This is a genomic window from Halomonas sp. MS1, assembly GCF_024182575.1.
In the GTDB taxonomy this organism is placed as follows: Bacteria; Pseudomonadota; Gammaproteobacteria; order Pseudomonadales; family Halomonadaceae; genus Vreelandella.
The window spans coordinates 1,477,595-1,498,170 of record NZ_CP098926.1; the positions used below are offsets into that span (position 1 = coordinate 1,477,595).

Annotated in this window: 20 protein-coding genes; 11 read left to right on the forward strand and 9 right to left on the reverse strand. The window is 54.3% G+C overall.

The window, feature by feature from the left end; translation table 11 throughout:
* Position 1: 1 nt before the first annotated feature.
* The 7 genes from NF683_RS06585 to antA all read right to left on the reverse strand — a co-directional run bounded on the left by NF683_RS06585 (position 2) and on the right by antA (position 6,432).
* Positions 2–985 (reverse strand): TRAP transporter substrate-binding protein, encoded by a 984-nt coding sequence (locus NF683_RS06585; RefSeq protein ID WP_253921590.1) that lies wholly within the window; start codon positions 983–985, stop codon positions 2–4.
* Between the two features lie 42 nt (positions 986–1,027).
* Complete coding sequence (catA, locus tag NF683_RS06590) at positions 1,028–2,002, reverse strand: catechol 1,2-dioxygenase (RefSeq protein ID WP_253921591.1); 975 nt, start codon at positions 2,000–2,002, stop codon at positions 1,028–1,030.
* A 65-nt stretch (positions 2,003–2,067) separates the two neighbouring features.
* Complete coding sequence (catC, locus tag NF683_RS06595) at positions 2,068–2,358, reverse strand: muconolactone Delta-isomerase (protein WP_253921592.1); 291 nt, start codon at positions 2,356–2,358, stop codon at positions 2,068–2,070.
* Between the two features lie 28 nt (positions 2,359–2,386).
* On the reverse strand, positions 2,387–3,511 hold the full coding sequence (locus NF683_RS06600) for a muconate/chloromuconate family cycloisomerase (protein WP_253921593.1): 1,125 nt from the start codon (positions 3,509–3,511) through the stop codon (positions 2,387–2,389).
* Between the two features lie 7 nt (positions 3,512–3,518).
* Positions 3,519–4,535 carry an anthranilate 1,2-dioxygenase electron transfer component AntC gene (gene antC / locus NF683_RS06605; RefSeq protein WP_089040223.1) on the reverse strand — a complete coding sequence of 339 codons (1,017 nt, stop codon included), beginning with the start codon at positions 4,533–4,535 and terminating at the stop codon, positions 3,519–3,521.
* 19 nt (positions 4,536–4,554) lie between these two features.
* The gene (antB, locus tag NF683_RS06610; protein ID WP_038479649.1) at positions 4,555–5,040 is read right to left on the reverse strand and encodes an anthranilate 1,2-dioxygenase small subunit; all 486 of its coding nucleotides are present in this window, start codon (positions 5,038–5,040) and stop codon (positions 4,555–4,557) included.
* A 3-nt stretch (positions 5,041–5,043) separates the two neighbouring features.
* Positions 5,044–6,432: an anthranilate 1,2-dioxygenase large subunit gene (antA, locus tag NF683_RS06615; RefSeq protein ID WP_253921594.1), complete on the reverse strand. Its 1,389-nt coding sequence runs from the start codon at positions 6,430–6,432 to the stop codon at positions 5,044–5,046.
* 306 nt (positions 6,433–6,738) lie between these two features.
* Between antA and NF683_RS06620 the strand changes: the two genes are divergently transcribed.
* The gene (locus NF683_RS06620) at positions 6,739–7,593 is read left to right on the forward strand and encodes a DUF72 domain-containing protein (protein ID WP_089040220.1); all 855 of its coding nucleotides are present in this window, start codon (positions 6,739–6,741) and stop codon (positions 7,591–7,593) included.
* 153 nt (positions 7,594–7,746) lie between these two features.
* Positions 7,747–9,090: a sodium-dependent transporter gene (locus tag NF683_RS06625; RefSeq protein WP_089040219.1), complete on the forward strand. Its 1,344-nt coding sequence runs from the start codon at positions 7,747–7,749 to the stop codon at positions 9,088–9,090.
* A gap of 135 nt (positions 9,091–9,225) precedes the next feature.
* Here the strand turns inward: NF683_RS06625 and NF683_RS06630 are convergent, their stop codons facing one another.
* The gene (locus NF683_RS06630; RefSeq protein WP_089040218.1) at positions 9,226–9,444 is read right to left on the reverse strand and encodes a PA3496 family putative envelope integrity protein; all 219 of its coding nucleotides are present in this window, start codon (positions 9,442–9,444) and stop codon (positions 9,226–9,228) included.
* 217 nt (positions 9,445–9,661) lie between these two features.
* Between NF683_RS06630 and hexR the strand changes: the two genes are divergently transcribed.
* The 3 genes from hexR (at position 9,662) to NF683_RS06645 (ending at position 14,021) form a co-directional block, all read left to right on the forward strand.
* Positions 9,662–10,516, forward strand: a complete 855-nt coding sequence (hexR, locus tag NF683_RS06635; protein ID WP_089040217.1) for a transcriptional regulator HexR — start codon at positions 9,662–9,664, stop codon at positions 10,514–10,516.
* Positions 10,517–10,597: 81 nt separating this feature from the next.
* The gene (uvrD, locus tag NF683_RS06640) at positions 10,598–12,796 is read left to right on the forward strand and encodes a DNA helicase II (protein WP_089040216.1); all 2,199 of its coding nucleotides are present in this window, start codon (positions 10,598–10,600) and stop codon (positions 12,794–12,796) included.
* 136 nt (positions 12,797–12,932) lie between these two features.
* Positions 12,933–14,021 (forward strand): TRAP transporter substrate-binding protein, encoded by a 1,089-nt coding sequence (locus NF683_RS06645; RefSeq protein WP_253921595.1) that lies wholly within the window; start codon positions 12,933–12,935, stop codon positions 14,019–14,021.
* A gap of 79 nt (positions 14,022–14,100) precedes the next feature.
* Here the strand turns inward: NF683_RS06645 and NF683_RS06650 are convergent, their stop codons facing one another.
* Positions 14,101–14,514: an acyl-CoA thioesterase gene (locus NF683_RS06650; protein ID WP_083007699.1), complete on the reverse strand. Its 414-nt coding sequence runs from the start codon at positions 14,512–14,514 to the stop codon at positions 14,101–14,103.
* Positions 14,515–14,598: 84 nt separating this feature from the next.
* Here NF683_RS06650 and NF683_RS06655 point away from each other — a divergent pair, with 84 nt between their 5' ends.
* From NF683_RS06655 to cysZ, 6 genes are all read left to right on the forward strand, one after another.
* Positions 14,599–15,552 (forward strand): PstS family phosphate ABC transporter substrate-binding protein, encoded by a 954-nt coding sequence (locus tag NF683_RS06655; RefSeq protein WP_253921596.1) that lies wholly within the window; start codon positions 14,599–14,601, stop codon positions 15,550–15,552.
* Positions 15,553–15,648: 96 nt separating this feature from the next.
* A complete protein-coding gene (locus NF683_RS06660) occupies positions 15,649–16,767 on the forward strand; it encodes an ABC transporter permease subunit (RefSeq protein ID WP_253921597.1) in 1,119 nt (372 codons plus the stop codon).
* Positions 16,767–18,191 (forward strand): phosphate ABC transporter permease PstA, encoded by a 1,425-nt coding sequence (gene pstA / locus NF683_RS06665; protein WP_253921598.1) that lies wholly within the window; start codon positions 16,767–16,769, stop codon positions 18,189–18,191. The genes NF683_RS06660 and pstA overlap by 1 nt, the downstream gene beginning before the upstream one ends.
* Entirely contained in the window at positions 18,185–19,000 is an 816-nt protein-coding gene (gene pstB, locus NF683_RS06670) for a phosphate ABC transporter ATP-binding protein PstB (RefSeq protein ID WP_089040211.1), read from the forward strand. Before pstA ends, pstB begins: the two co-directional genes overlap by 7 nt.
* 30 nt (positions 19,001–19,030) lie before the next feature.
* The gene (gene phoU, locus NF683_RS06675) at positions 19,031–19,756 is read left to right on the forward strand and encodes a phosphate signaling complex protein PhoU (RefSeq protein WP_089040210.1); all 726 of its coding nucleotides are present in this window, start codon (positions 19,031–19,033) and stop codon (positions 19,754–19,756) included.
* A 68-nt stretch (positions 19,757–19,824) separates the two neighbouring features.
* Entirely contained in the window at positions 19,825–20,559 is a 735-nt protein-coding gene (cysZ, locus tag NF683_RS06680; protein WP_089040209.1) for a sulfate transporter CysZ, read from the forward strand.
* The last annotated feature ends 17 nt before the right edge of the window (positions 20,560–20,576 follow it).

The following is a 20,576-nucleotide window of genomic DNA, read 5'->3' on the forward strand; positions in this document are numbered from 1 at the left end:
CTCATTCACGTAGACGGTCGGCTTCCTGGCGAAGCATCTCCAGTCTCGGAGCTTTCTCACCCCAGATTGCTTCCCACTCGGCAATGGCGTCGCCGAAGAACTCAGCATCGGCCTCGACAATGTTCAGACCAAGCTCACGGATCTCAGCTTCTTGGGCAGCATCCTTAGCCTGAAAGCCGGACAGGACATTCTCCAGGTGCTCAGCCATGGTGGTCTCGATCAACTCACGATCCTCTACTGAGAGTTCGCGCCAAACCCGACCGGAGACCACACCCACCATAGGGAACATCATATGGTTGGAGATCAGTAAGTTAGGCGCCTGCTCATAAAACTTGAGGATCAAGATAGAATCAAAGTCCATGTCGATGGCATCTACCTGGCCATTAGCCAGAGCGTCATAGACTTCGAGCAATGGCAACGGGGCTGGAGCCGCGCCAGTGGCAGTATAGAAGTCACGGATTGGCTCAAAGGGGGTGATACGCAAGCGCTTCCCGCTCATATCGGCCTGGTTCTCGATAGGTGCCCGAGAGAGCACCTGCCGCATGCCTACCATGCCATAGCCAACGCCGACCATACCCACGCCCTGGGGCATCAGGTCGAGCAGTTCACCGGCAGTGTCGGAACGCAGTAGGCGCGCGGCATGATCCACATCATCAACCAGATAGGGCGCATAGAGGGCACCGAAGTCAGGAATCCGATTGGAAATTTCAGCGATGGTCAGAAAGGCCATGTCCAGTGCGCCAGTCTGCAATTGCTGAACCATCTGTGCTTCGTTACCGAGCTGCTGGGCCGGGAAGACACTGACGCTATGCTCGCCATCAGAACGTTCATGAAGAGAGTCGGCAAACGCCACAGCCTCGGTGGACCAGAGATGTTGGGGAGGTGTAATCACCCCCAGGCGGAAATCGCGAGCCTGGGCAGAAACGGCACTAAAGAGTAGAGAGGCCGCCATGGCAGTGTTCAGAAAGGCTTTCGCAGGAGTCATAATGGGTCTCTTATATAGTTTTTATGTGGTTTTAAAACAGACTCAAACCTTCGCGGTCCCGGCCAGTTGACTGGCGAGATCCTGCTCATCTTCTTTAGCCCGCGGCCGGGCATGGCGCACCTGTAGCTCGGGCGCCTCAACGTTGGCCAGTGCCACATTGAACACCACATGAGAAAACGGACCGTCTAGTTCACGCTTGGCAATCTCGGCGGGGTCCTCAATACGTTCGGCAGTGACGACCAGCTCTTCACGGGTGGCAAAGGCAAAGTCGTCATAGGTGTAGGGATCACCCGCTAGGTTAATCTGAGTGGTCAGGTGCTGGTGGCCCGGGGCGGAGACGAAGTAATGAATATGCGCTGGACGCTGCCCGTGACGTCCCAGGGATTTCAGCACCACATCCGTGGGCGCACCTTCGGGTACGCCGTAACCGGAGGGGATAATACTACGCGCGGTGTAGCGACCTTCGCTGTCGGTATAAATCGTACGGCGCAGGTTGTACTCAGATTGCGAAGGATCAAAGAAGGAGTAACCTCCATGGGAGTTGGCGTGCCAAATCTCGACCTTCGCGCCAGCAATCGGCGTGCCGTTCACGTCACGCACCTGACCGGTCAGCCACATGGTCTCACCGTCGTTATCCTGACTATCGTCCATGCGGGCAAAGCCTTCGGCTTCCGGGGCGCCAGCGACATACAGCGGGCCTTCAATAGTACGCGGGGTGCCGCCGGTGCGTTTGGCTTCGGCATCGATAGCGTCCTGGCGCATATCAAGGTAGTGATCAAAACCAAGTCCAGGAGACAGCAAACCAAACTGAGTTTGGCTACCCAGCGAGTTGAGCAGATTGACCGCCGCCCAGTACTCTTCCTCGGTCACATCGAAGTCATCGATTAGCTTGAACAGATCAGATACCAAGCGATGCACAATTTGTTTGGCGCGATCATTGCCACCGGTTTGGCCAAAGCCAGCAACGGTTTTGATGAAGTCTTGCACGTCGGGAGTGTCAAAAATCTTCACGGTCATGGTGAAACCCTCTATTTGTTATAAGCTGTTGTTATTAATAAGAACTAACCTTGCACCTGGGTATATCAGCTATCGTCGTCACGCACTGAAGAGGGGTGACGACACAGCGGTTTGATGCTGATCTCCATATAGGGAAACAGCGGTAAGTTGCTAACCAATGCTTGCAGCTCGGCGTTATCTTCAACGTCAAAGATGCTGACGTTCGAGTAGCTGCCTGCCACCCGCCATAAGTGGCGCCATTTGCCCTGGCGCTGCAGGTCTTGGGAGTAGCTCTTTTCAGCAGCCTTAATGTCTGCCGCTTGCTCGGCGGGCATATCCGTCGGCAATTTAACGGTCATTTCTACCTGATACAGCATGGCGCTCTCCTCCTCGGCTCTTACGCGACTAGTCTTTACGTGAGTAGTGCGTAACCTTGTCTTCATCTAGCGTGATACCCAGCCCCGGCCCTGTCGGTAAGTCGACGCCAAAGTCATGGTAATTAAGCGGTTTAACGACGATGTCGTCTTTGAGCAGCAGCGGGCCGAACATCTCCGTACCCCAGGCCATTTCTGGTAGCGTTGCCCAGGCGTGGAGTGACGCGGCAGTGCCGATGGTGCCCTCCAGCAAGGTGCCACCGTATAAGCCAACCCCCGCAGCTTGGGCAACATGGGCCAGTTCCAGCACGCCGTACATGCCACCGGCTTTGGCAATCTTCAGCGCGAAGGCACCACTGAAACCGCCGCAGACAAGGTCAAGCCCGTCGCGAGCGTCTTGTACTGCCTCGTCAGCGAGCATTGGCACATTGAAACGATTAGCCAGTCGGACCAGCCCGGCGTGCTCACGGGCAGGAATGGGCTGCTCGATCAGCTCAATACCGGCCTCCTGCAGTGCCTGAATACCGCGAACCGCGGTGGACTCATCCCATGCCTGGTTGACGTCAACGCGCACGCTGGCGCGATCCCCCAAGGCCTCTTTGATGGCCGCCACGTGACGTACATCGTGATCCACCGGATGTGCGCCGATCTTCAACTTAAAGTCGCAATGCCGACGCTGCTCTAAGCGCAACTGCGCTTCGTCGATATCCTTGGCGGTATCGCCACTGGCCAGCGTCCAGAGCACCGGCAAATGTGTTTGGCGGGCGCCGCCGAGCAGCTCGGCCACGCTTAGCCCCAAACGTTTTCCCTGAGCATCTAACAGCGCGGTTTCCAGCGCCGATTTGGCAATCATATTGCCGCGGATGTGGCGGTTAAGACGGGCGCGTAGCTGATGAATATTGCCTGACGGTTGACCGATCAGCAGCGGCGCTAGGTAGGTATCAATATTGCGCTTGATGCTCTCGGGGCTTTCTGGGCCGTAGGCAAGGCCACCAATGGTGGTACCTTCGCCTAGCCCTTCAACCCCATCCGAGTGGCGCATGCGCACAATGACCATGGTTTGGCAGGCCATAGTGGTCATGGAAAGCTTGTGTGGGCGGATGGTCGGTAAATCGACCAGCACTGTTTGAATGTCTTCAATAGAGACGCCGCGCATAGAAACCTCAACTAGAGATAAATTTCTCAAAAAACACTCGGCATTCGCCCACCGGATTTTCCTCAAACCAAGTCTTGCTAGCCTCAATCATCGGCGGCGGCCCACACAGGTAGGCATCGAAGGGCTGGGCGAGGAAGTCGAGATCAAAAAGGTCACAGACGACGCCTTTGTTGCCTTGCCACGCTTCGGAAGGCGTCATTACAACGGTGCCAAAGGCGAAGTCGGGCAGCGTCTCGGTGAAAGCTTCTAGACGCGCGAGCTCACTGAGATCCTGCTCCTGGGTTACTCCATAGACGAGACGGATCGGCTGCTGGCACTCGCCCTTTTCGGCCAGTTCCTCAAGCATACCGAGGAAGGCAGAAAGGCCTGTGCCGCCGGCCACCATCAGTAACGGGCGCTGTACCTCACGGAGATAGAAGGCTCCCAAGGGCGCCTCCAGAGAGATGGCATCGCCCACCTGGGCACAGTCGCGCAGGTAATCGCTCATCACACCGCTCGGCAACAGGCGAATCAAAAAGCGCAACTTTCCCTCCTGTACCGCCGAGGTGGCAAAGGAGTAAGCCCGCCACTGATCGCTACCCGGCACCTCGATGCGAGCATACTGACCAGGCAGGTACGGCAATGCCTGAGTGGGATCGTCGAGGGTGATCTCGAGGATGGCAGCACCATCGGAGACCTGCTCCACGGCGCTGACAGTGCCGTTATGCACCTCGGTAGCCACACTGCAGACGTTGGAATCGATATCGAAGTAGAAAGAAGCCTGACTGGAGCGCAGGCGAGTCTGGCAAGCCAATACATGCCCTGCGGCGATCTCCTCCTCGGTCAAGGCTTCCTCATCGATATACTCGACGTCGACATCACCGGACTCGCGCAGGCAGCGGCAGGTACCACAAACCCCTTCTCGGCAATCCACCGGCAGATTGACTCCGTGACGCTGAGCGGCATCCATCAGCAGCTCATTCTTATCGACCTTGACGAAGCGGGTGGTGCCGTCCCGAAAGACAATGGCGGCTGTGTTATGCATGACTCGCCCTCCAGCAACATCAGACGTGGTAGAAATCCAAGACGGAATCGATCTTGTCGTTGAGCAGTACCGTGTGCTTACGGGTAATCTTCCAGTCGTCGCCATCACCACGCAGCGTGTAGCTGGCCGTGCCGAAGAAGTAGCCGCTCTCACCGAAGCGGTGGAAGTGAGTGACCCAGTTCACCTTAGCCTGCACCTGACCATCATCACGTGGCGCCCAGCGCACGTTATTAATCAGATGCAGCGTGCGGGGCATCGGCGTGGAAGCAGCGGACTTACCAGTACGCAGGCGGAAGATGCGATCCTCAATGCCCGTGCGGTCCGCGTAGTACATCAGCGACATCTCACGCTTCGGATCCTGGGTGATCTCATGGTCGCCCTTCCACTGAGGGATATGAAACTCACACTCTGGGGCGAACTGGTCTAAATAAGCATCCCAATCCTGGCTGTCACAGAGTTCGGCGACCTGATAGAGAAACTGTTCGATGGATTGCTGCTGGCTCATGACTTATACCTCCTGGAGCTTGAGTGCTTTCTTCTCGAGACCCGCGAGCAGCATTTGCTGCCAGCTGCCGTGCTGGTTGACGTAGAGTCCCTCATGGGTGAACTCGGTTCCGGTGATCACCGGTTTAATCCCGAGCACCTGGCTGTTGTGGGTCTCGCCGTACTCCCAGCACTGGTAGCCCCGGGAAATGTCATTCCACTCAGTGGCCCGCGCTTCGAAGCCACGCTGTTGCTCACGGAACTCCACCAGATCATCGGGGGTCCCCATGCCAGAGACATTGAAGAAGTCCTCAAACTGGCGGATACGATTCTCGCGATCAGCATCGGACTCACCTTTCACGCCCAAGCAGAGGCTGATCACTTCCGTCTTGTTCCAAGCCACCGGGCGCACGATGCGCAGCTGGGAACTGATCTGATCCATGAAAAACAGGCTGGGGTAGATGTTCAGGTTACGCAGGCGGTGCATGGTCCACTCAGCACGCTCCTGGGGGAGCTGCTCTAGTAGGCGCGGCATCACCGCAGCGTAACCAGGGCGTACCTGGGGGTTAGGCATGTCGCTGAACAACAGGCTGTGGCCGTTATTGAAGGAGAACCAACCATCGTCGGTATCTTTGTCGCCAGCACCTAGCTTGCTGTAATCGAGGGTGTCACCACTGCTACCCTTCTGTTGGGCTTCCAGCTCACGGCGGTGCTGTACGGTGGAAACGTAGTTATAGTGCACAGTGCTGACGTGATAGCCATCCAGACCGTTCTCGTTCTGCAGCTTCCAATTGGCGTTAAAGGTGTAACGGGACTCACCGGGCAGCACTTCCAGCTCACCATCCTTCGCCTGCTCGACCATCATGTCGAAGAACAGCTTGGTGTCACCGAGGAACTCCTTGAGACTGACGGTGGATTCTGTGTCCAGACTAATAAAGACGAAGCCACGATAGCTTTCGATGCGCGCCTGGCTCAGGCCACGGCTGGCCTTATCGAAGTCTTCGGGATATTCGCTCGGCGCTTTGACCTTGACCAGGCGGCCATCGGACTTGTAGCACCAGGCGTGGAACGGGCAGGTGAAGGTGGACTGGTTGCCCTTGCCAACCCGGGTCAGGGTGGCCCCACGGTGCTGGCAGGTGTTGGCCAGCGCCCGCAGCTCTCCCTTGCCATCACGAGTGATGATCATCGGCTGACGGCCAGCCTGCATGGTAATAAAGTCGTTCTTATTGGGAATTTGGCTTTCGTGGCAGGCGAAGATCCACTGCTTTTCGAAGATGAGTTCCATTTCGAGATCGAACAGCGCCCGATCGGTGAACATGTCACGAGAAACCCTAAAAACGCCTTCATCAGGACGGAAGTCGATACAACTCTCGACGAAAGCCTGCCAGTCGGAGGGGGAGCGATATGCAGTCATGGGTCGTTACCTTTTTATTACTTATGAGGTACGTCTAACCCTAGAGGCTTCCCCCAGCCTTCACTATGCAGTTCTTGGAGGAACACTATGCACTTTTTTGCTCATCCTCCGAGAGCAGTACAGATCGGCGCCAATGCTCACCCAAGTAGTTCTTGTCTATTTAATCGTCGCAACAATGTCCTAGAAACTGTGCCCTAGAAACTGTGTCCTAGAAATAATGTTCTAGAAACAGTGCCCTAGAAAAGCACCTAAACGCTTCTATGAAACAGTTACACTAGTATAAAGATAACTACGAAAGGCCTTAACATGACGCTACCGCTTTACCTTGGTCTGCCCATGTGGGCCAATCAGGATTGGCTAGGCACTCTCTATCCAAGGCATGCCAAAACTGACCTTTTAAGCGATTATGCGGCGGTCTTTTCAAGCGTTGAGGGCAACACAACGTTTTATAGCGGCGCACCAAAGGCAGAAACGGTGGCCGCGTGGGCGCGGCAAACACCGCCTCATTTTCGTTTCTGCTTTAAACTTCCTGCCACAGTCACCCATGACCAGCGTTTAACCCAGCCAGAAAATGCCTGGGCGTTTCTCGAAGCACTCACGCCACTGCATGATCGCCTTGGTCCTACCATGGTTCAGCTACCACGTGATTTTGGCCCTTCGGAGCTGCCACAACTAGAAGCACTACTTGCTCAATGGCCGACCCACTTGCCTTGCGCAGTTGAGGTACGCCACCCCGCTTTTTTCCTTAAAGGAGACGCTGAAAAAGCCCTGAACCGCTTGTTAATAACTTATTCAGCTAACCGCGTGATGCTCGATGTTCGCCCGGTGTTTTCAACACCCGCCAATGACCATCCTGGCCTAGCGCATGCTCAGCAAGAAAAGCCGAAACTCCCGCTACACGTGCTTTCCACAGCAAATTATCCAGTCATTCGCTTTATTGGCCATATTGACAAAACAATTAATAGGGACTACTTCAAGCCGTGGATAGACAGGCTCATCCTGTGGATAAGTCAGGGGAAAACCCCTTTCTTATTTGTGCATACTGCTGATAACCGAGCGTCACCAGAACTGGCGCGCTGTTTGTACCATGAAGTTCAACAACGCATCACTTTGCCAGCGCTTGCGTCATTCGCCGACGAGAAGCAGAGCCAACTGTTTTGACCGATCTTTTTAGGCTAACTGACTGGCAACCCCCACCACGATCGGATAAATTGCGCGTACTTTCGGAAAATAACGTTAGAACATTTCTCTTTTCCGAAAATCAGCACATTAGGCTTATAACGCCTTATTACAATTAACTAAACAGGTGATTTCATGGCAAAACTTGCACATGCACAGTGGTCATCGCGCATGGGGTTTGTGCTAGCGGCCGCTGGTTCAGCCGTTGGCCTTGGCAACATTTGGCGCTTTTCTTACATGGTGGGCGATAGTGGTGGGGCAGCTTTCGTGCTTGTCTACCTTGCTTGCGTAGCGTTGGTGGGCCTGCCCATATTGGTGGCTGAATGGATGATTGGTCGTCGTGGCCAGAAAAATCCAATCAACACTATGGCGGACCTAGCAGCCGATCATGGTAAATCCAAGGCGTGGGCGTTAATCGGGGTGAGCGGCGTATTAGCGGCGTTCCTGATTCTGTCTTTTTACAGCGTCATTGGGGGCTGGTCGCTGAACTACACCCTCAGTTCAGTCATTGGTACGTTTAACGGCCAAGATGCTGATGCGATTAGTGGCCTTTTTGGCGGCATGCTGGCTAGCCCGACGACCCTGCTGCTTTGGCATACTGCCTTTATGGTGCTCGTCATTGGTATCGTCGCACGTGGCGTAACCAAGGGCCTTGAGAGCGCAGCACGGTTGCTGATGCCTGCTCTAGTGGTATTAATGCTGATACTGGTGGGCTACGGCATGACCAGCGGCTATTTTGGTGAAGCGCTAGCCTTTATGTTCAGCCCGAATTGGGATGCACTTGACGGCGGTGTTGTACTCGCCGCGATGGGACAAGCGTTCTTCACCCTATCGCTGGGTATGGGCATCATGATGGCCTACGGTTCCTACCTAGGCGAAGATGTTAATCTCATTAGCACGGCCCGCACGGTGATCATTCTTGATACGGTGATTGCACTGCTGGCGGGGCTGGCGATCTTCCCCATTGTGTTTGCTAATGGTCTCAGTGCTGGAGAAGGTCCAGGCTTGATCTTTGTCACGTTGCCATTGGCTTTCGGTAATATGGCTGGCGGTACAATTTTGGGCTTGATGTTTTTCTTACTGCTGACCTTTGCTGCCTTAACGTCAGCAATTTCCCTGCTGGAACCGACGGTAGAAATGCTTGAAGAGCGCACTGCAATGTCTCGCGTTACCGCCACGTTAGCAAGCGGGATTGGTGTCTGGGTACTGGGCGTCGCCGCATTGTTGTCGTTTAACGTGTGGTCTGAAGTGCTTTTCTTCGGCCTTAATATTTTTGATCTACTCGATACGTTTACCAGCAAGATCTTGCTGCCATTAACCGGGCTAGGGGCAATTATATTTGTTGCGTGGTGTTTGAAGCGTGACAGTGTAGAGGCTGAACTGGGGCTTTCGTCCACAGGCGTTAGCGTATGGAACGTCATCGCGCGCTTTATAGCGCCCGCAGGCGTTATTGCAGTGTTCGTCACAGGGCTACTCTAAGCCCTCACTGACAGTCAGCACTATTGAGCAGTACCGCCCTGTGCATGAGCGGGGCGGATCTGCTTCAACGTTCTACAATCCCTTAGGTATACTTTTTAAGCCTACCTTTTTAAGTGCACTCTTTAGTGCACTTTTTTAATGCAGTTCGCTCTCTTGCTGCTCGTCATCGTCTGGCATGGGGGCGATATCTCGCGATAGTTTCTGAAACTCCCGATGCAGCTCGATACCCCTACGCGCCCTTAGGCTACGCTGCGCGGCGCTGCGCCGACGCTCAACATGCTCATCCACTTCCATACTCATAAAGATGTCGAGCAGCTCGCTTTTTACCGAGGTGATTCGTTCGACGTTTCTCATAATCGACGTTCCTCCAGGTGAATATGCCTACGTCCACCTGCATCCGTGACGACTGTTTATTTAAATGATGCAGTGCGGCACTTCACTTCTTACTATAACCTACTTGACAAAATGATGACGAATCCAGCTGAAATGCCCTAACGGCGTTTAAACGCATGAGTCAATCGCATTTATACTGTGTCTGCATAAGTACTAAAGAGAATTTAAGGAGCTTAATGTGAGCCGCGCCCTGTTCGATGAAATGAGACGCCGCATGGAGCACTTTCGTCGCTCCGAGCAAAAGGTTGCGCGGTTCGTACTGCGCAACCCAGACGAGGTCATCCATATGCGGATTGTCGACCTCGCAACAGAGGCTAAAGTTAGCGAGCCCACCGTCGTGCGCTTCTGTCGCGCACTCGGCTGTAATGGGTTCCAGGACTTTAAACTCCAACTTGCCCAGATGCTGGCCAGTGGTAGTCAGTTTGCCCAGTTCTCTATGAACGATAGCGACTCGGTTGCCGAATTTTCCCACAGCATTTTCGACTCCACCGTGGGCACACTTTTATCGGTGCGCGACCGGCTTGATAATGATGCCCTCGGGCGTGCGGTCAACGCTCTCGCCATGGCAAACCGCGTTGAGTTCTATGGCTTTGGGGCCTCCGGTGCCGTAGCTTTCGATGCCCAGCACAAGTTCTTCCGCCTGCAGATATCGACCTCCGCTTATGCCGACCCGCATATGCAAAATATGTCGGCGGTCACGCTAAAAGAGGGTGATGTGGTGGTCGCCATCTCACAAACTGGCCGCACCAAAGCACTGGTCGCTAGCGTTCGCCTAGCGCGCGAAGCAGGCGCTACCGTTATTGGCCTGTGCCCGAGTGACTCACCGCTGGCTGGCGAAGTGAGTCTGCCGTTGTATATCGATGTGCATGAAGATACCGAAATCTACACGCCGCTTAGCTCACGAATCGCTCATTTGGTGCTTATCGACGTCCTCGCCGTTGGCGTTGCCAAAACGCGCGGCCCGAGGCTTGCTGAGCAGCTAAAAGCCGTCAAAAAGAGCCTGAATACGCTGCGTTACCCTGAAGAGCCGTAGCTGTCCATTCGACTGTATGCACAGCCAGTTCACTGGCTGTGCTAAACTGACCGCCCATTTTTCGAACCGGCAGCGGCTTATATGGACGACGTCACGGCGATACTTGATCAGCTTAACCCTGCCCAGCGCGAGGCAGTAAGCGCACCCCAGGGTAACTTACTGGTACTGGCGGGTGCCGGGTCCGGTAAAACCCGCGTGCTGGTTCATCGCATTGCTTGGCTAATGCAGGCCGAAGGGCTTTCGCCGTATGCCCTGCTGGCGGTCACGTTTACCAACAAGGCCGCGCGGGAAATGCGCACTCGTCTGGAAGCTCTGCTGAGCATCTCCATGCGCCATGTATGGGTTGGCACGTTTCACTCCATCGCCCATCGCCTACTGCGCACTCACTGGCAGGATGCTCGGCTGCCACAGCACTTCCAAATCATCGACTCCGATGACCAGTTACGGCTGGTAAAACGGATGCTCAAAGATTATTCCATCGATGATGAGCGCTTCCCGCCCCGCCAGGTGCAAGGCTTTATCTCTGGCTGCAAAGAGGAAGGCCTGCGCCCCCATCAAGTCAACGTGGACGGCGATGGTTATCTTGGCCAGATGGTAGAGCTTTATGAGCGCTACCAATTTATCTGCGAACGCGGCGGCCTAGTGGACTTCGGTGAACTGCTACTGCGCAGCCTAGAACTGTTGCGTGACAATCCGCCTTTGCTAAACCATTACCGCGAGCGCTTTGGTCATGTATTGGTCGATGAGTTTCAGGACACCAATACGCTGCAATACGCGTGGTTAAAACTACTCACTGGGCTACAAACACCGATGACCGCCGTCGGTGACGATGATCAGTCAATTTACGGTTGGCGTGGCGCCAAAGTGGAAAATATTCGCCGCTTTGAGGAGGAGTTTCCTAACACTCACACCGTACGCCTAGAGCAGAACTACCGCTCCACAAGCGCGATTCTGGAAGCCGCTAACACGCTGATCAGTCATAACAGCGAGCGGCTGGGTAAAAACCTATGGACTGACGGTGTCGAAGGCGACCCCATTTCTGTTTATGCCGGGTTTAACGACTTAGAAGAAGCCCGCTATATCGTCGATACCATCAAAGAAAAGGTCGATGAAGGGTTTAATCGCCGCGATGTTGCCATTCTTTACCGCTCCAATGCTCAATCGCGTTTACTGGAAGAGACGCTGATCCGCCAAGGCATGCCCTACCGTATTTACGGCGGGCACCGCTTCTATGAGCGCTTAGAGATCAAAAATGCCTTAGCTTATCTGCGCCTACTGCTTAATCGTGATGACGATGCCTCTTTGGAGCGCGTGATTAACGTACCTACCCGCGGGATAGGCACCCGTACGGTAGAAATTGTGCGCCATCGTGCCCGAGAACAAAGCATTTCTCTGTGGCAGGCGCTGCACGATGCCATTCAAGACGGCTCGCTAAAAGGCCGCGCAGCCAACGCGGTGCAGACATTTGCCAACCTCATTGAGCAATTAGACAACGATGCATCTGGCCTGCCGCTGCATGAAATTATCGACCACATCACCACGCATACCGGCCTGATCGAGCATCACAAGAGCGAGCGCGGCGAAAAAGGCCAAGCGCGCGTGGAAAACCTGGAAGAGCTGGTGACTGCTGCGCGCGCCTTTACCCACGGCGATGCCTTCGAAACCCCGGAAGCAGGCGAAGGTATGGCAGCGCTGGAAGCGTTTCTTTCCGAAGCGGCACTTAATGCGGGCGACCATGAAGCCGATGAATTTGAAGACAGCGTGCAGCTGATGACCCTGCACTCTGCTAAGGGCTTGGAGTTTCCCGTGGTGTTTATTGCCGGCGTTGAAGAGGGCCTATTTCCTCATAAAATGTCGATCGAAGAGCCAGGGCGGCTCGAAGAGGAAAGACGACTTTGCTATGTCGGCGTTACCCGCGCGATGCAGAAACTCTACCTGACCCATGCCGAAACCCGCCGCCTGCACGGCAAAGAAGTGTTCCCCAGGCCATCGCGCTTTCTACGTGAACTTCCGCCCCATCTGTTGGAAGAAGTCCGCCTACGCGGTCATATTTCCCGTCCCGTTACCGCCTCACGCTCAAGTTTTGCGCAACAGCGGGTTGAAAGCGACGGCGATCTACCTGCCCTGCATGTTGGCCAGCGGGTAATGCATCCAGTGTTTGGCGAAGGCATAATTTTAAACGCGGAAGGCGAAGGTGCCCGCGCCCGCGTACAGGTCAGCTTTGAAGGTGAAGGGGTGAAATGGCTCGTACTAGGGTTTGCCAAACTCACCCCACTTTGAGCGGTGTTAACGTAAGCGTAAAGCGGTAGGCGAGTACTTGCCCATTAAAACCTGCTTAGCGCATACTGGCTGATGGACACTGCGCTCACTGCGCATTAATAAAAAAACATCAGATAATTTCGGAGTTATGCCCGCCATGCAACGCCGCCAATTTCTAAAAACCGCCGGCTTCGGTGCCGCCGGTGTCGCTGCTGCGCCTTTTGTTTCCACTGCTAGCGCCAACGAAACCTACACCTGGGATATGGTGACCTCCTGGCCGAAAAACTTCCCAGCGCTTGGCACAGGTGCCAATGACTTCGCACGTCGGGTCGAGCAGCTCTCCAATGGCCGCATGCGCATACGTGTACACGGTGCGGGTGAGCTTGTGCCTGCACTTGAGGTGTTCGATGCGGTCGCTGCGGGCACCGCAGAGATGGGGCATTCCGCATCCTACTACTGGCGCGGCAAGGTCGCGGCCTCACAGTTTTTCACCGCGGTGCCGTTTGGCATGAACACCACCGAAATGAATGCGTGGCTGTATAACGGTGGCGGCCAGGAGCTGTGGGATGAAATCTACGCCAACCACAACCTGAAGCCTTTCGCTGTCGGTAACACCGGTACGCAAATGGGCGGCTGGTTCAAAAAAGAGATTAACTCTCTAGACGATATGCAGGGCCTAAAACTTCGCCTGCCAGGCCTTGCTGGCGAAGCGATGAACGGCATTGGTGTGAGTACCGTCACTATGGCGGGCTCAGAAATCTTCACCTCGCTGCAAACCGGCGCACTTGATGCAGCGGACTGGGTCGGGCCTTACAATGATATGGCGTTTGGCCTTCACCAAGTGGCGGATTACTACTACACCTCCGCTTGGAACGAGCCGACAGCCGTGCTGGAAGGCACTATCAATTTAGACGCCTGGAATTCCCTGCCAGAAGATCTGCAAGACGTTATCCGTGAAGCCGCGCGAGCCTCTAACCTCGCCATGATCAGCGAGTTTGCCTACCGTAACGCTCAGGCACTGGAAACGCTGGTCGATGAACATGGTGTTCAACTGCGCACCTTCCCGGAAGACGTGATGGCAGCACTGTATGAATCATCAAAAGAGGCGATCCAACGCCAAGTAGACAGTGACGAAGAGTCTCGCCGTGTTTATGACTCTTACTCAGCCTTCCAGAAATTACTGCGCCCATTCAGCGATGTCGGCGAATACGCCTACCTGAAAAACCGCGACAATGTCGGCGTCTAGGAATTTCGCCAACGTTTAGTAGCGACACAACAAAGGGCGCCTTGGCGCCCTTTTATGATGTTAATGGTCAACCAATCTCTCAGCTATGCACCGCACGGATACGCCCATTATCATCCAACGCTACCATCACAAAACGCGCTTCGGTCACTTTCTGCCGCTCTTCCAAATGGCGACCCTGAGGTGGACGCACCCATACCTCAACATCAATCTTAATCGAGCTATGGCCTATTTCCCGCACGCAGGTATAAACGCTCACCATTGAGCCCACACGTACCGGGCTTAAAAAATCCATCGCCTCAATCGCTACGGTCGCTGTGCGACCGCCTGCCTCTCGGCCCGCGGCTAGTTCGGCGGCTTGATCCATCTGATTGACTAACCAACCACCCGGAATATCACCATAGAGATTGGTATCTTGCCGAGAAGCCAGTAACTTTAAGGTGAGCTGCCCCTGCGGAGCAGGTACATCGTCCAAATCGGTGTCCAGCGGTGTCATAAGGTGGTCGCTTCAAAAGGTTATTGTTGTGATGTTGCTGCATCGCAATAGGCTGGTAATAGTTAATCACAAGAGGGGTGTCGTTTGAAGCGTTACAATTTACGACGTGTGAGTAAACATCAACTGCTACTGCTTCTGACTGGCTGGCTTTTAATGGCAGGCACGCTTGCCTGGGGGCAGCCAACCTCGGTGAGCGGCACGTTAGGTGCCGTCGGTTCTGACACCATGGCAGGCTTGGTGCTGCGCTGGGGCGAAGCCTTAAGCGCCCGCCACCCGGATATCAACCTGCAATTTCAGGCCGGCGGCTCAGCCAGCGCGCCAACTGCCTTAGTGGCAGGCACCACCCGCCTAGGGCCGATGTCACGCCCCATGACCCATGCAGAACGCCAGCAGTTTATTGACCGCTACGGTTACCCACCGCTTGAACTTCGAGTTGCTCGGGATGCATTAGTCGTGGCTGTACATCGCCATAACCCATTGGATACCCTGACACTCCAACAAGTCGATGCGACTTTTTCAACTAGCCTCGCTTGCGGTGCTCCCCACCCCATCCGGCGCTGGAGTACGCTGATCCCGGCGACGGATTGGCCCTATGGCCAAATAGCCCTGCATGGTCGTAACCTAGCGTCAGGTACTCATGGCCTCTTTCAGGCAAGAGCCCTGTGCGATGGCGAGTTCCGCCTAGATATCAGTGAACACCCAGGCTCATCGGCGGTCATTGCTGCTGTAGGAGAGTCCTTCAATGCCATGGGCTATGCAGGCTACAACCACTTAAACCCAATGGTGCGCGCACTGCGCCTAGTAGATGAATCCGGCGCTGCCGTTGCGCCCAACGAACGCTCTATTCAGCAAGGAAAGTACCCATTATCACGCGATCTCTATCTTTACGTTAACCTGCCGCCCGGCGAGTCATTGCCACCCGTGGAGCAGGCCTTTCTGGCACTTATCTTTTCCGAAGAGGGCCAGCAGATTGTCAAAGCTGCAGGCTTTGTGCCGCTGCCCAATCACCTGCGTGATGCCCAGCGCCAACACCTGTGAACTGTCATTTAATTGTCATAAATAAACGATAGGGTAAGGAGACTTGACCATGCATGCTTATTTTCGTGATGGCTTTCGCTTTTCTATGATGTCGACATGACTCCTCCTCGGCTACCCTTCTCGCGTCAGCCGCTGCGCCATATACAAGACCGACTTGCTACCGGGCTTATCACCGCTGGTGGCATCGGTGTTTTGTTGGCAATTTTAGCGATTGGCGTGTTCCTTTTTTGGGAAACGCTACCCTTGCTCGCCTTTGGCGACACGTTCAGCCTCGCTAAACTCTCGCCCCTTGCCTGGGGAACATTAAAAGCGGCACTGGCGGCCATGCTATTCGCAACGCCTATTGCCCTGGGCGCGGCAATGTACTCTGCGCTATTTATGTCCGCACGGCTCCGTAGCCGTTTGAAGCCAACGCTTGAGTTGATGGAAGCGGTGCCTGGCGTGGTCATCGGTTTTATTGCTGGTTTATTACTCGCCCCCTGGGTGGAACGAAACCTGACCAGTGCCTTGATGATCATTATTTGGCTACCTCTTAGCGCAGCCTTAGCAGGATATCTATGGTATCGGACGGCCGCCCACGTTCGTCAACGACTACCGCTTTCTTGGGCAGGCTTATGGCTGATCCCCTGGTTGGCTGGCATGGCTGTACTGGCTATATGGATTGCTCCCATCATTGAACAACACTGGCTTGGCGGCGACCTGCGACGCTTGCTGGATCAACGTTACGGTCTTGATTACGCCACTCGAAATGCATTGATTGTGGGCATTGCGATGGGATTTGCGGTGATTCCCAGTATTTATTCACTCGCAGAAGATGCACTTGCCGATGTGCCCCCTACCTTAATGGAAGGTGCTCAAGCGCTAGGCGCTAGCCGCTGGCAAGCACTATGGAAAGTTGCCCTACCCACGGCAGGTCCTGGGGTCTTTTCAGCGGTGATGATTGGCGCTGGCCGCGCCGTGGGCGAAACCATGATTGTGTTAATGGCCAGCGGTAACACCGCGCTCTTGAGTGCCAGTCCGTTTGAAGGGCTACGTTCACTATCAGCCTCTATCGCCATTGAGCTTCCCGAGGCTTCACCAGGCGGGCTGACCTATCACTTACTGATACTGGCGGCGCTGGCCTTGTTCATTTTTACCTTTGTGGTGAACACACTGGCTGAAATTGTCAGACAGCGCTTGCGCCGACGCTATCAACGCTTAGGGAGCACACTCTAATGCGTGGGCAGCGGGCTGGTTTTGCAAACGTTGGTTTTTTAAAAATGAGCGGCAGCGGGCTCTGGCCCTGGCTTTGTGCTGCCTGCGTGGCGCTTTCGTTATTAATGTTGGCAGCATTATTAACGCTGCTGACGATTCGGGGGTTAGGCCATTTTTGGCCAGCACCATTAGAGGAAGTTACCCTCAAGTCAGGCGATATCGTCATTGGGCAGCCAGTTCGTGAAACGACGCTGCCCAAGGGAGCAGGGTCAGAACGGCTCTATTTCACTGGTAATCAGGATATTACAGGAAGCAACTGGCAGTGGATTGCCATTGATGAGATTAGCCAACAGGCCGAGCCAGCCAATCTTATCCGCTTAACGCGCACCCCATGGGGTGATTTTATAGGCCGTTTAATGACGCTGGAGAGTGGCGATCAACGGTTAACAGAACAAGCAGCCTGGACCTTCATCCATGATGCGCTTGCCTTACCCGTCAAGCAACGGCCCCCTGGCACGTTAGTGCTAGCCACCGCCGATGGCCAAATACTTCGCCAGCCGCTGGCAAGTGTTACCTATTTTCAATCACCAAATTCCATGTCCTGGGGACAAAAAACCATCGCCTGGGGGCAGCGCATCTGGCAATTTCTGAGTGAAGGGCCACGCGCCGCAAATACTGGCGGAGGTGTCTGGCCAGCCATTTTTGGCACCGTCTTAATGGTCATTCTGATGTCAGTGATCGTTACTCCGTTTGGGGTTCTCGCGGCTATTTACTTAAACGAAATCGCCCACCAAAACCGCTTAACACGCTTAGTTCGCATTGGCGTACGCAACCTGGCAGGCGTGCCTTCAATCGTTTATGGCGTGTTTGGCCTTGGGGTATTTGTATACGGAGTAGGCGGCTCTATCGACAGCTGGTTTTTTAGCGATGAACTGCCCTCACCCACATTTGGAACCGGCGGCCTTCTTTGGGCCTCGCTAACACTTGCCTTGCTCACGTTACCGGTAGTGATTGTCGCTACCGAAGAAGGGCTAGCACGCATACCTGATGCCCAGCGGGAAGGTGCCGTTGCGCTGGGTGCGACACGCTTGGAAATGTTAACGCGGGTGGTGTTACCCATGGCAACGCCCGCCATGCTAACGGGGATGATTTTAGCCGTCGCCAGAGCCGCAGGTGAAGTGGCGCCGCTAATGCTAGTGGGCGTCGCCAAGCTAGCCCCGCAAATGCCTGTAGATAGTGAGTTTCCCTACCTTCATCTAGAGCGCAAGTTTATGCACCTCGGCTATCATTTATTTGATACCGCCTTTCATGGTGAAGATGTGCAGGCCGCCATTCCGCTAGTTTTCGCCACTGCGCTGCTGCTGGTATTAATCGTACTCGTGCTTAATCTAACTGCCATATTTCTGCGTCATTATCTGAGGCGTCAGCGAGGAAACGAATGTTAGCGTCTTTATCGTCCAACAATGCGGCTCTCGCACCCGTGGCGCGTTTTTCTGCCGAACAGCGCTGCTTGAGCATTGCAAAGTTTCACCTCGCTTATGCGGGGAAAATGGCGTTGCGCGATCTAACATTAGACCTACCACGCCACCGTGTAACGGCCTTTATTGGCCCTTCAGGCTGTGGAAAGTCGACACTACTACGCGCGATTAACCGACTGCACGACCTTAATGAATCGGTAACACACAGTGGCCATATTCAGCTTGAAGGTCAGGATATTCATGCCCCGGACATGAATGTTACCGAGTTGCGACGGCGCGTTGGGATGGTGTTTCAAACACCCAACCCTTTCCCTATGTCGATTTATGAAAACGTGGCCTTTGGCCTGCGTTTACAGCAACGCTTACCCAAGCGGAAGCGGGACGACATTATCGAATGGGCACTGACATCGGCAGCACTGTGGGATGAGGTTAAAGACCGACTGCACCGGTCGGCCTGGCAGCTATCTGGCGGCCAGCAGCAGCGCTTGGTCATTGCTCGTACGCTTGCCGTACAACCGGATGTACTGCTACTTGATGAACCAGCGTCAGCCTTAGACCCGATCTCAACGCTGAAAATTGAAGAGCTGATTCGTAACCTTAAATCACAGCTAACGCTAGTGCTGGTTACCCACAATATGCAGCAAGCCGCGCGGGTTTCTGACTACACGGCTTTTTTGCAGCACGGTGAACTCGTTGAGTACGGGCCAACGGATCAAGTGTTCACCAACCCGCGTTTACAACGCACCGAAAACTACATCACTGGCCGCATTACCTAGGCCCCAAAGACATCACGTCAGGAGTGCTCAATGGATATTACGAGCGATAGCCACAGCCAACATATCTCTCGCCAGTTCAACCAAGAGCTGGAAGAGCTAAAAACCCACCTGATGGCCATGGGCGGTCTGGTGGAAAAACAAGTGCAAGATGCTGTTTTTGCGCTACTGGAAGGTGATAGCCGTCTTGCTGAGAAAGTGCGCGACAATGACCGCCAAGTGAACGACCTGCAACTGCAAATTGACGATGAATGTACGCGGGTATTAGCACGTCGTCAGCCAGCGGCTTCCGACTTACGCTTAGTGCTGGCGGTTATTCGCGCAACGTCCGACCTCGAGCGTATCGGCGATGAAGCCAGCAAAATTGCTCGAAATGCACTACTGTTGAGCGAAAGTAGCGGCAGCATCCGTGGTTTAGTCGAAGTACGCCATATCAGCGAGCACGTGCGTAAAATGCTTCGCGATGCACTTACCGCTTTTGCGCGTTTTGATACCGATCTTGCAATGCAAGTTGTGCGCGAAGATGAGTTCGTTGACGATGAGTATGGTAGCGCCATGCGCTCGCTGATGACCTTTATGATGGAAGATTCACGTTCGATTAGCTCTGTACTTAGCATTATGTGGGTGCTACGTGCCTTAGAACGCGTGGGGGATCATGCCAACAACCTGGCGGAGTACGTTGTCTACTTGGTCAAAGGGCTAGATATTCGCCATAGCGATCCCGACAATATCGACCCGCAGGTACTTAAAAAATCTTGACCTAGCACGCGATTCCTCCTGCAATACGCCCAGATATTCCCTCTGGGCGTTTTTTCTAAGGAGCAAATATGTTGGATGCGATGACGGCGCTGAGTCGAGGCACTCGCTTGGTCTACCAGAAAGGTCTGCGGCGCTATATTTTCCTACCCATCGTGGTCAATATAATCGTTTATGCCAGCATGCTCAGCTTCGTAGTCAGCCGCTTTTCTGGCTGGTTAGATAGTGCGATGACCATGGTGCCAAGCTGGCTTGAGTGGCTCTCATGGCTAATCTGGCCACTGTTCTTTATCAGCCTACTGCTGGTGATCTTTTTTACCTTCACCCTGGTCACCCACTTAATCGCCGCACCTTTCTATGGTTTTTTAGCCGCGAAGGTAGAGCGTCAAGCAACAGGGCGTGAACCCCTGGATGACCGCGGGCTCGCTAAAACCGCCGTCGATGCCTTGGGTCGCGAGCTAGTCAAACTCGGTTATATTCTGCCACGCATGGTGATACTGTTTATCATTAGCTGGATACCTGGCCTAAACCTGATAGCGCCTATTTTGTGGATCCTTTTTTCCGCGTGGATCATGGCAATCACTTATTTAGATTATCCTATGGATAACAATAAGATTACCTTTCGCGATATGCGTACACGATTATCGAAACGGTGGTGGCCAAGTCTCACCTACGGCGGGTTAATTATGCTCGTGACCTGGATTCCTCTCGCCAACCTGTTCTTAATTCCCGGCGCAGTGGCAGGTGCCGTCTTAATGTGGGACGACCACTACCGCGGCACGCGCGACATTACGCCTCATCGCTAATGACTTAATCGCTATAA

What these genes read in the sequence shown, in the direction of transcription:
- uvrD (WP_089040216.1), top strand. Translation starts at nt 10,598, where the DNA reads ATGGACGACGTCACGGCGATACTTGATCAGCTTAACCCTGCCCAGCGC.
- NF683_RS06585 (WP_253921590.1), bottom strand. Translation starts at nt 985, where the DNA reads ATGACTCCTGCGAAAGCCTTTCTGAACACTGCCATGGCGGCCTCTCTA.
- antA (WP_253921594.1), bottom strand. Translation starts at nt 6,432, where the DNA reads ATGACTGCATATCGCTCCCCCTCCGACTGGCAGGCTTTCGTCGAGAGT.
- antC (WP_089040223.1), bottom strand. Translation starts at nt 4,535, where the DNA reads ATGCATAACACAGCCGCCATTGTCTTTCGGGACGGCACCACCCGCTTC.
- NF683_RS06630 (WP_089040218.1), bottom strand. Translation starts at nt 9,444, where the DNA reads ATGAGAAACGTCGAACGAATCACCTCGGTAAAAAGCGAGCTGCTCGAC.
- pstA (WP_253921598.1), top strand. Translation starts at nt 16,767, where the DNA reads ATGCGTGGGCAGCGGGCTGGTTTTGCAAACGTTGGTTTTTTAAAAATG.
- antB (WP_038479649.1), bottom strand. Translation starts at nt 5,040, where the DNA reads ATGAGCCAGCAGCAATCCATCGAACAGTTTCTCTATCAGGTCGCCGAA.
- cysZ (WP_089040209.1), top strand. Translation starts at nt 19,825, where the DNA reads ATGTTGGATGCGATGACGGCGCTGAGTCGAGGCACTCGCTTGGTCTAC.
- NF683_RS06625 (WP_089040219.1), top strand. Translation starts at nt 7,747, where the DNA reads ATGGCAAAACTTGCACATGCACAGTGGTCATCGCGCATGGGGTTTGTG.
- NF683_RS06600 (WP_253921593.1), bottom strand. Translation starts at nt 3,511, where the DNA reads ATGCGCGGCGTCTCTATTGAAGACATTCAAACAGTGCTGGTCGATTTA.
- phoU (WP_089040210.1), top strand. Translation starts at nt 19,031, where the DNA reads ATGGATATTACGAGCGATAGCCACAGCCAACATATCTCTCGCCAGTTC.
- catC (WP_253921592.1), bottom strand. Translation starts at nt 2,358, where the DNA reads ATGCTGTATCAGGTAGAAATGACCGTTAAATTGCCGACGGATATGCCC.
- catA (WP_253921591.1), bottom strand. Translation starts at nt 2,002, where the DNA reads ATGACCGTGAAGATTTTTGACACTCCCGACGTGCAAGACTTCATCAAA.
- pstB (WP_089040211.1), top strand. Translation starts at nt 18,185, where the DNA reads ATGTTAGCGTCTTTATCGTCCAACAATGCGGCTCTCGCACCCGTGGCG.
- NF683_RS06620 (WP_089040220.1), top strand. Translation starts at nt 6,739, where the DNA reads ATGACGCTACCGCTTTACCTTGGTCTGCCCATGTGGGCCAATCAGGAT.
- NF683_RS06645 (WP_253921595.1), top strand. Translation starts at nt 12,933, where the DNA reads ATGCAACGCCGCCAATTTCTAAAAACCGCCGGCTTCGGTGCCGCCGGT.
- NF683_RS06650 (WP_083007699.1), bottom strand. Translation starts at nt 14,514, where the DNA reads ATGACACCGCTGGACACCGATTTGGACGATGTACCTGCTCCGCAGGGG.
- NF683_RS06660 (WP_253921597.1), top strand. Translation starts at nt 15,649, where the DNA reads ATGACTCCTCCTCGGCTACCCTTCTCGCGTCAGCCGCTGCGCCATATA.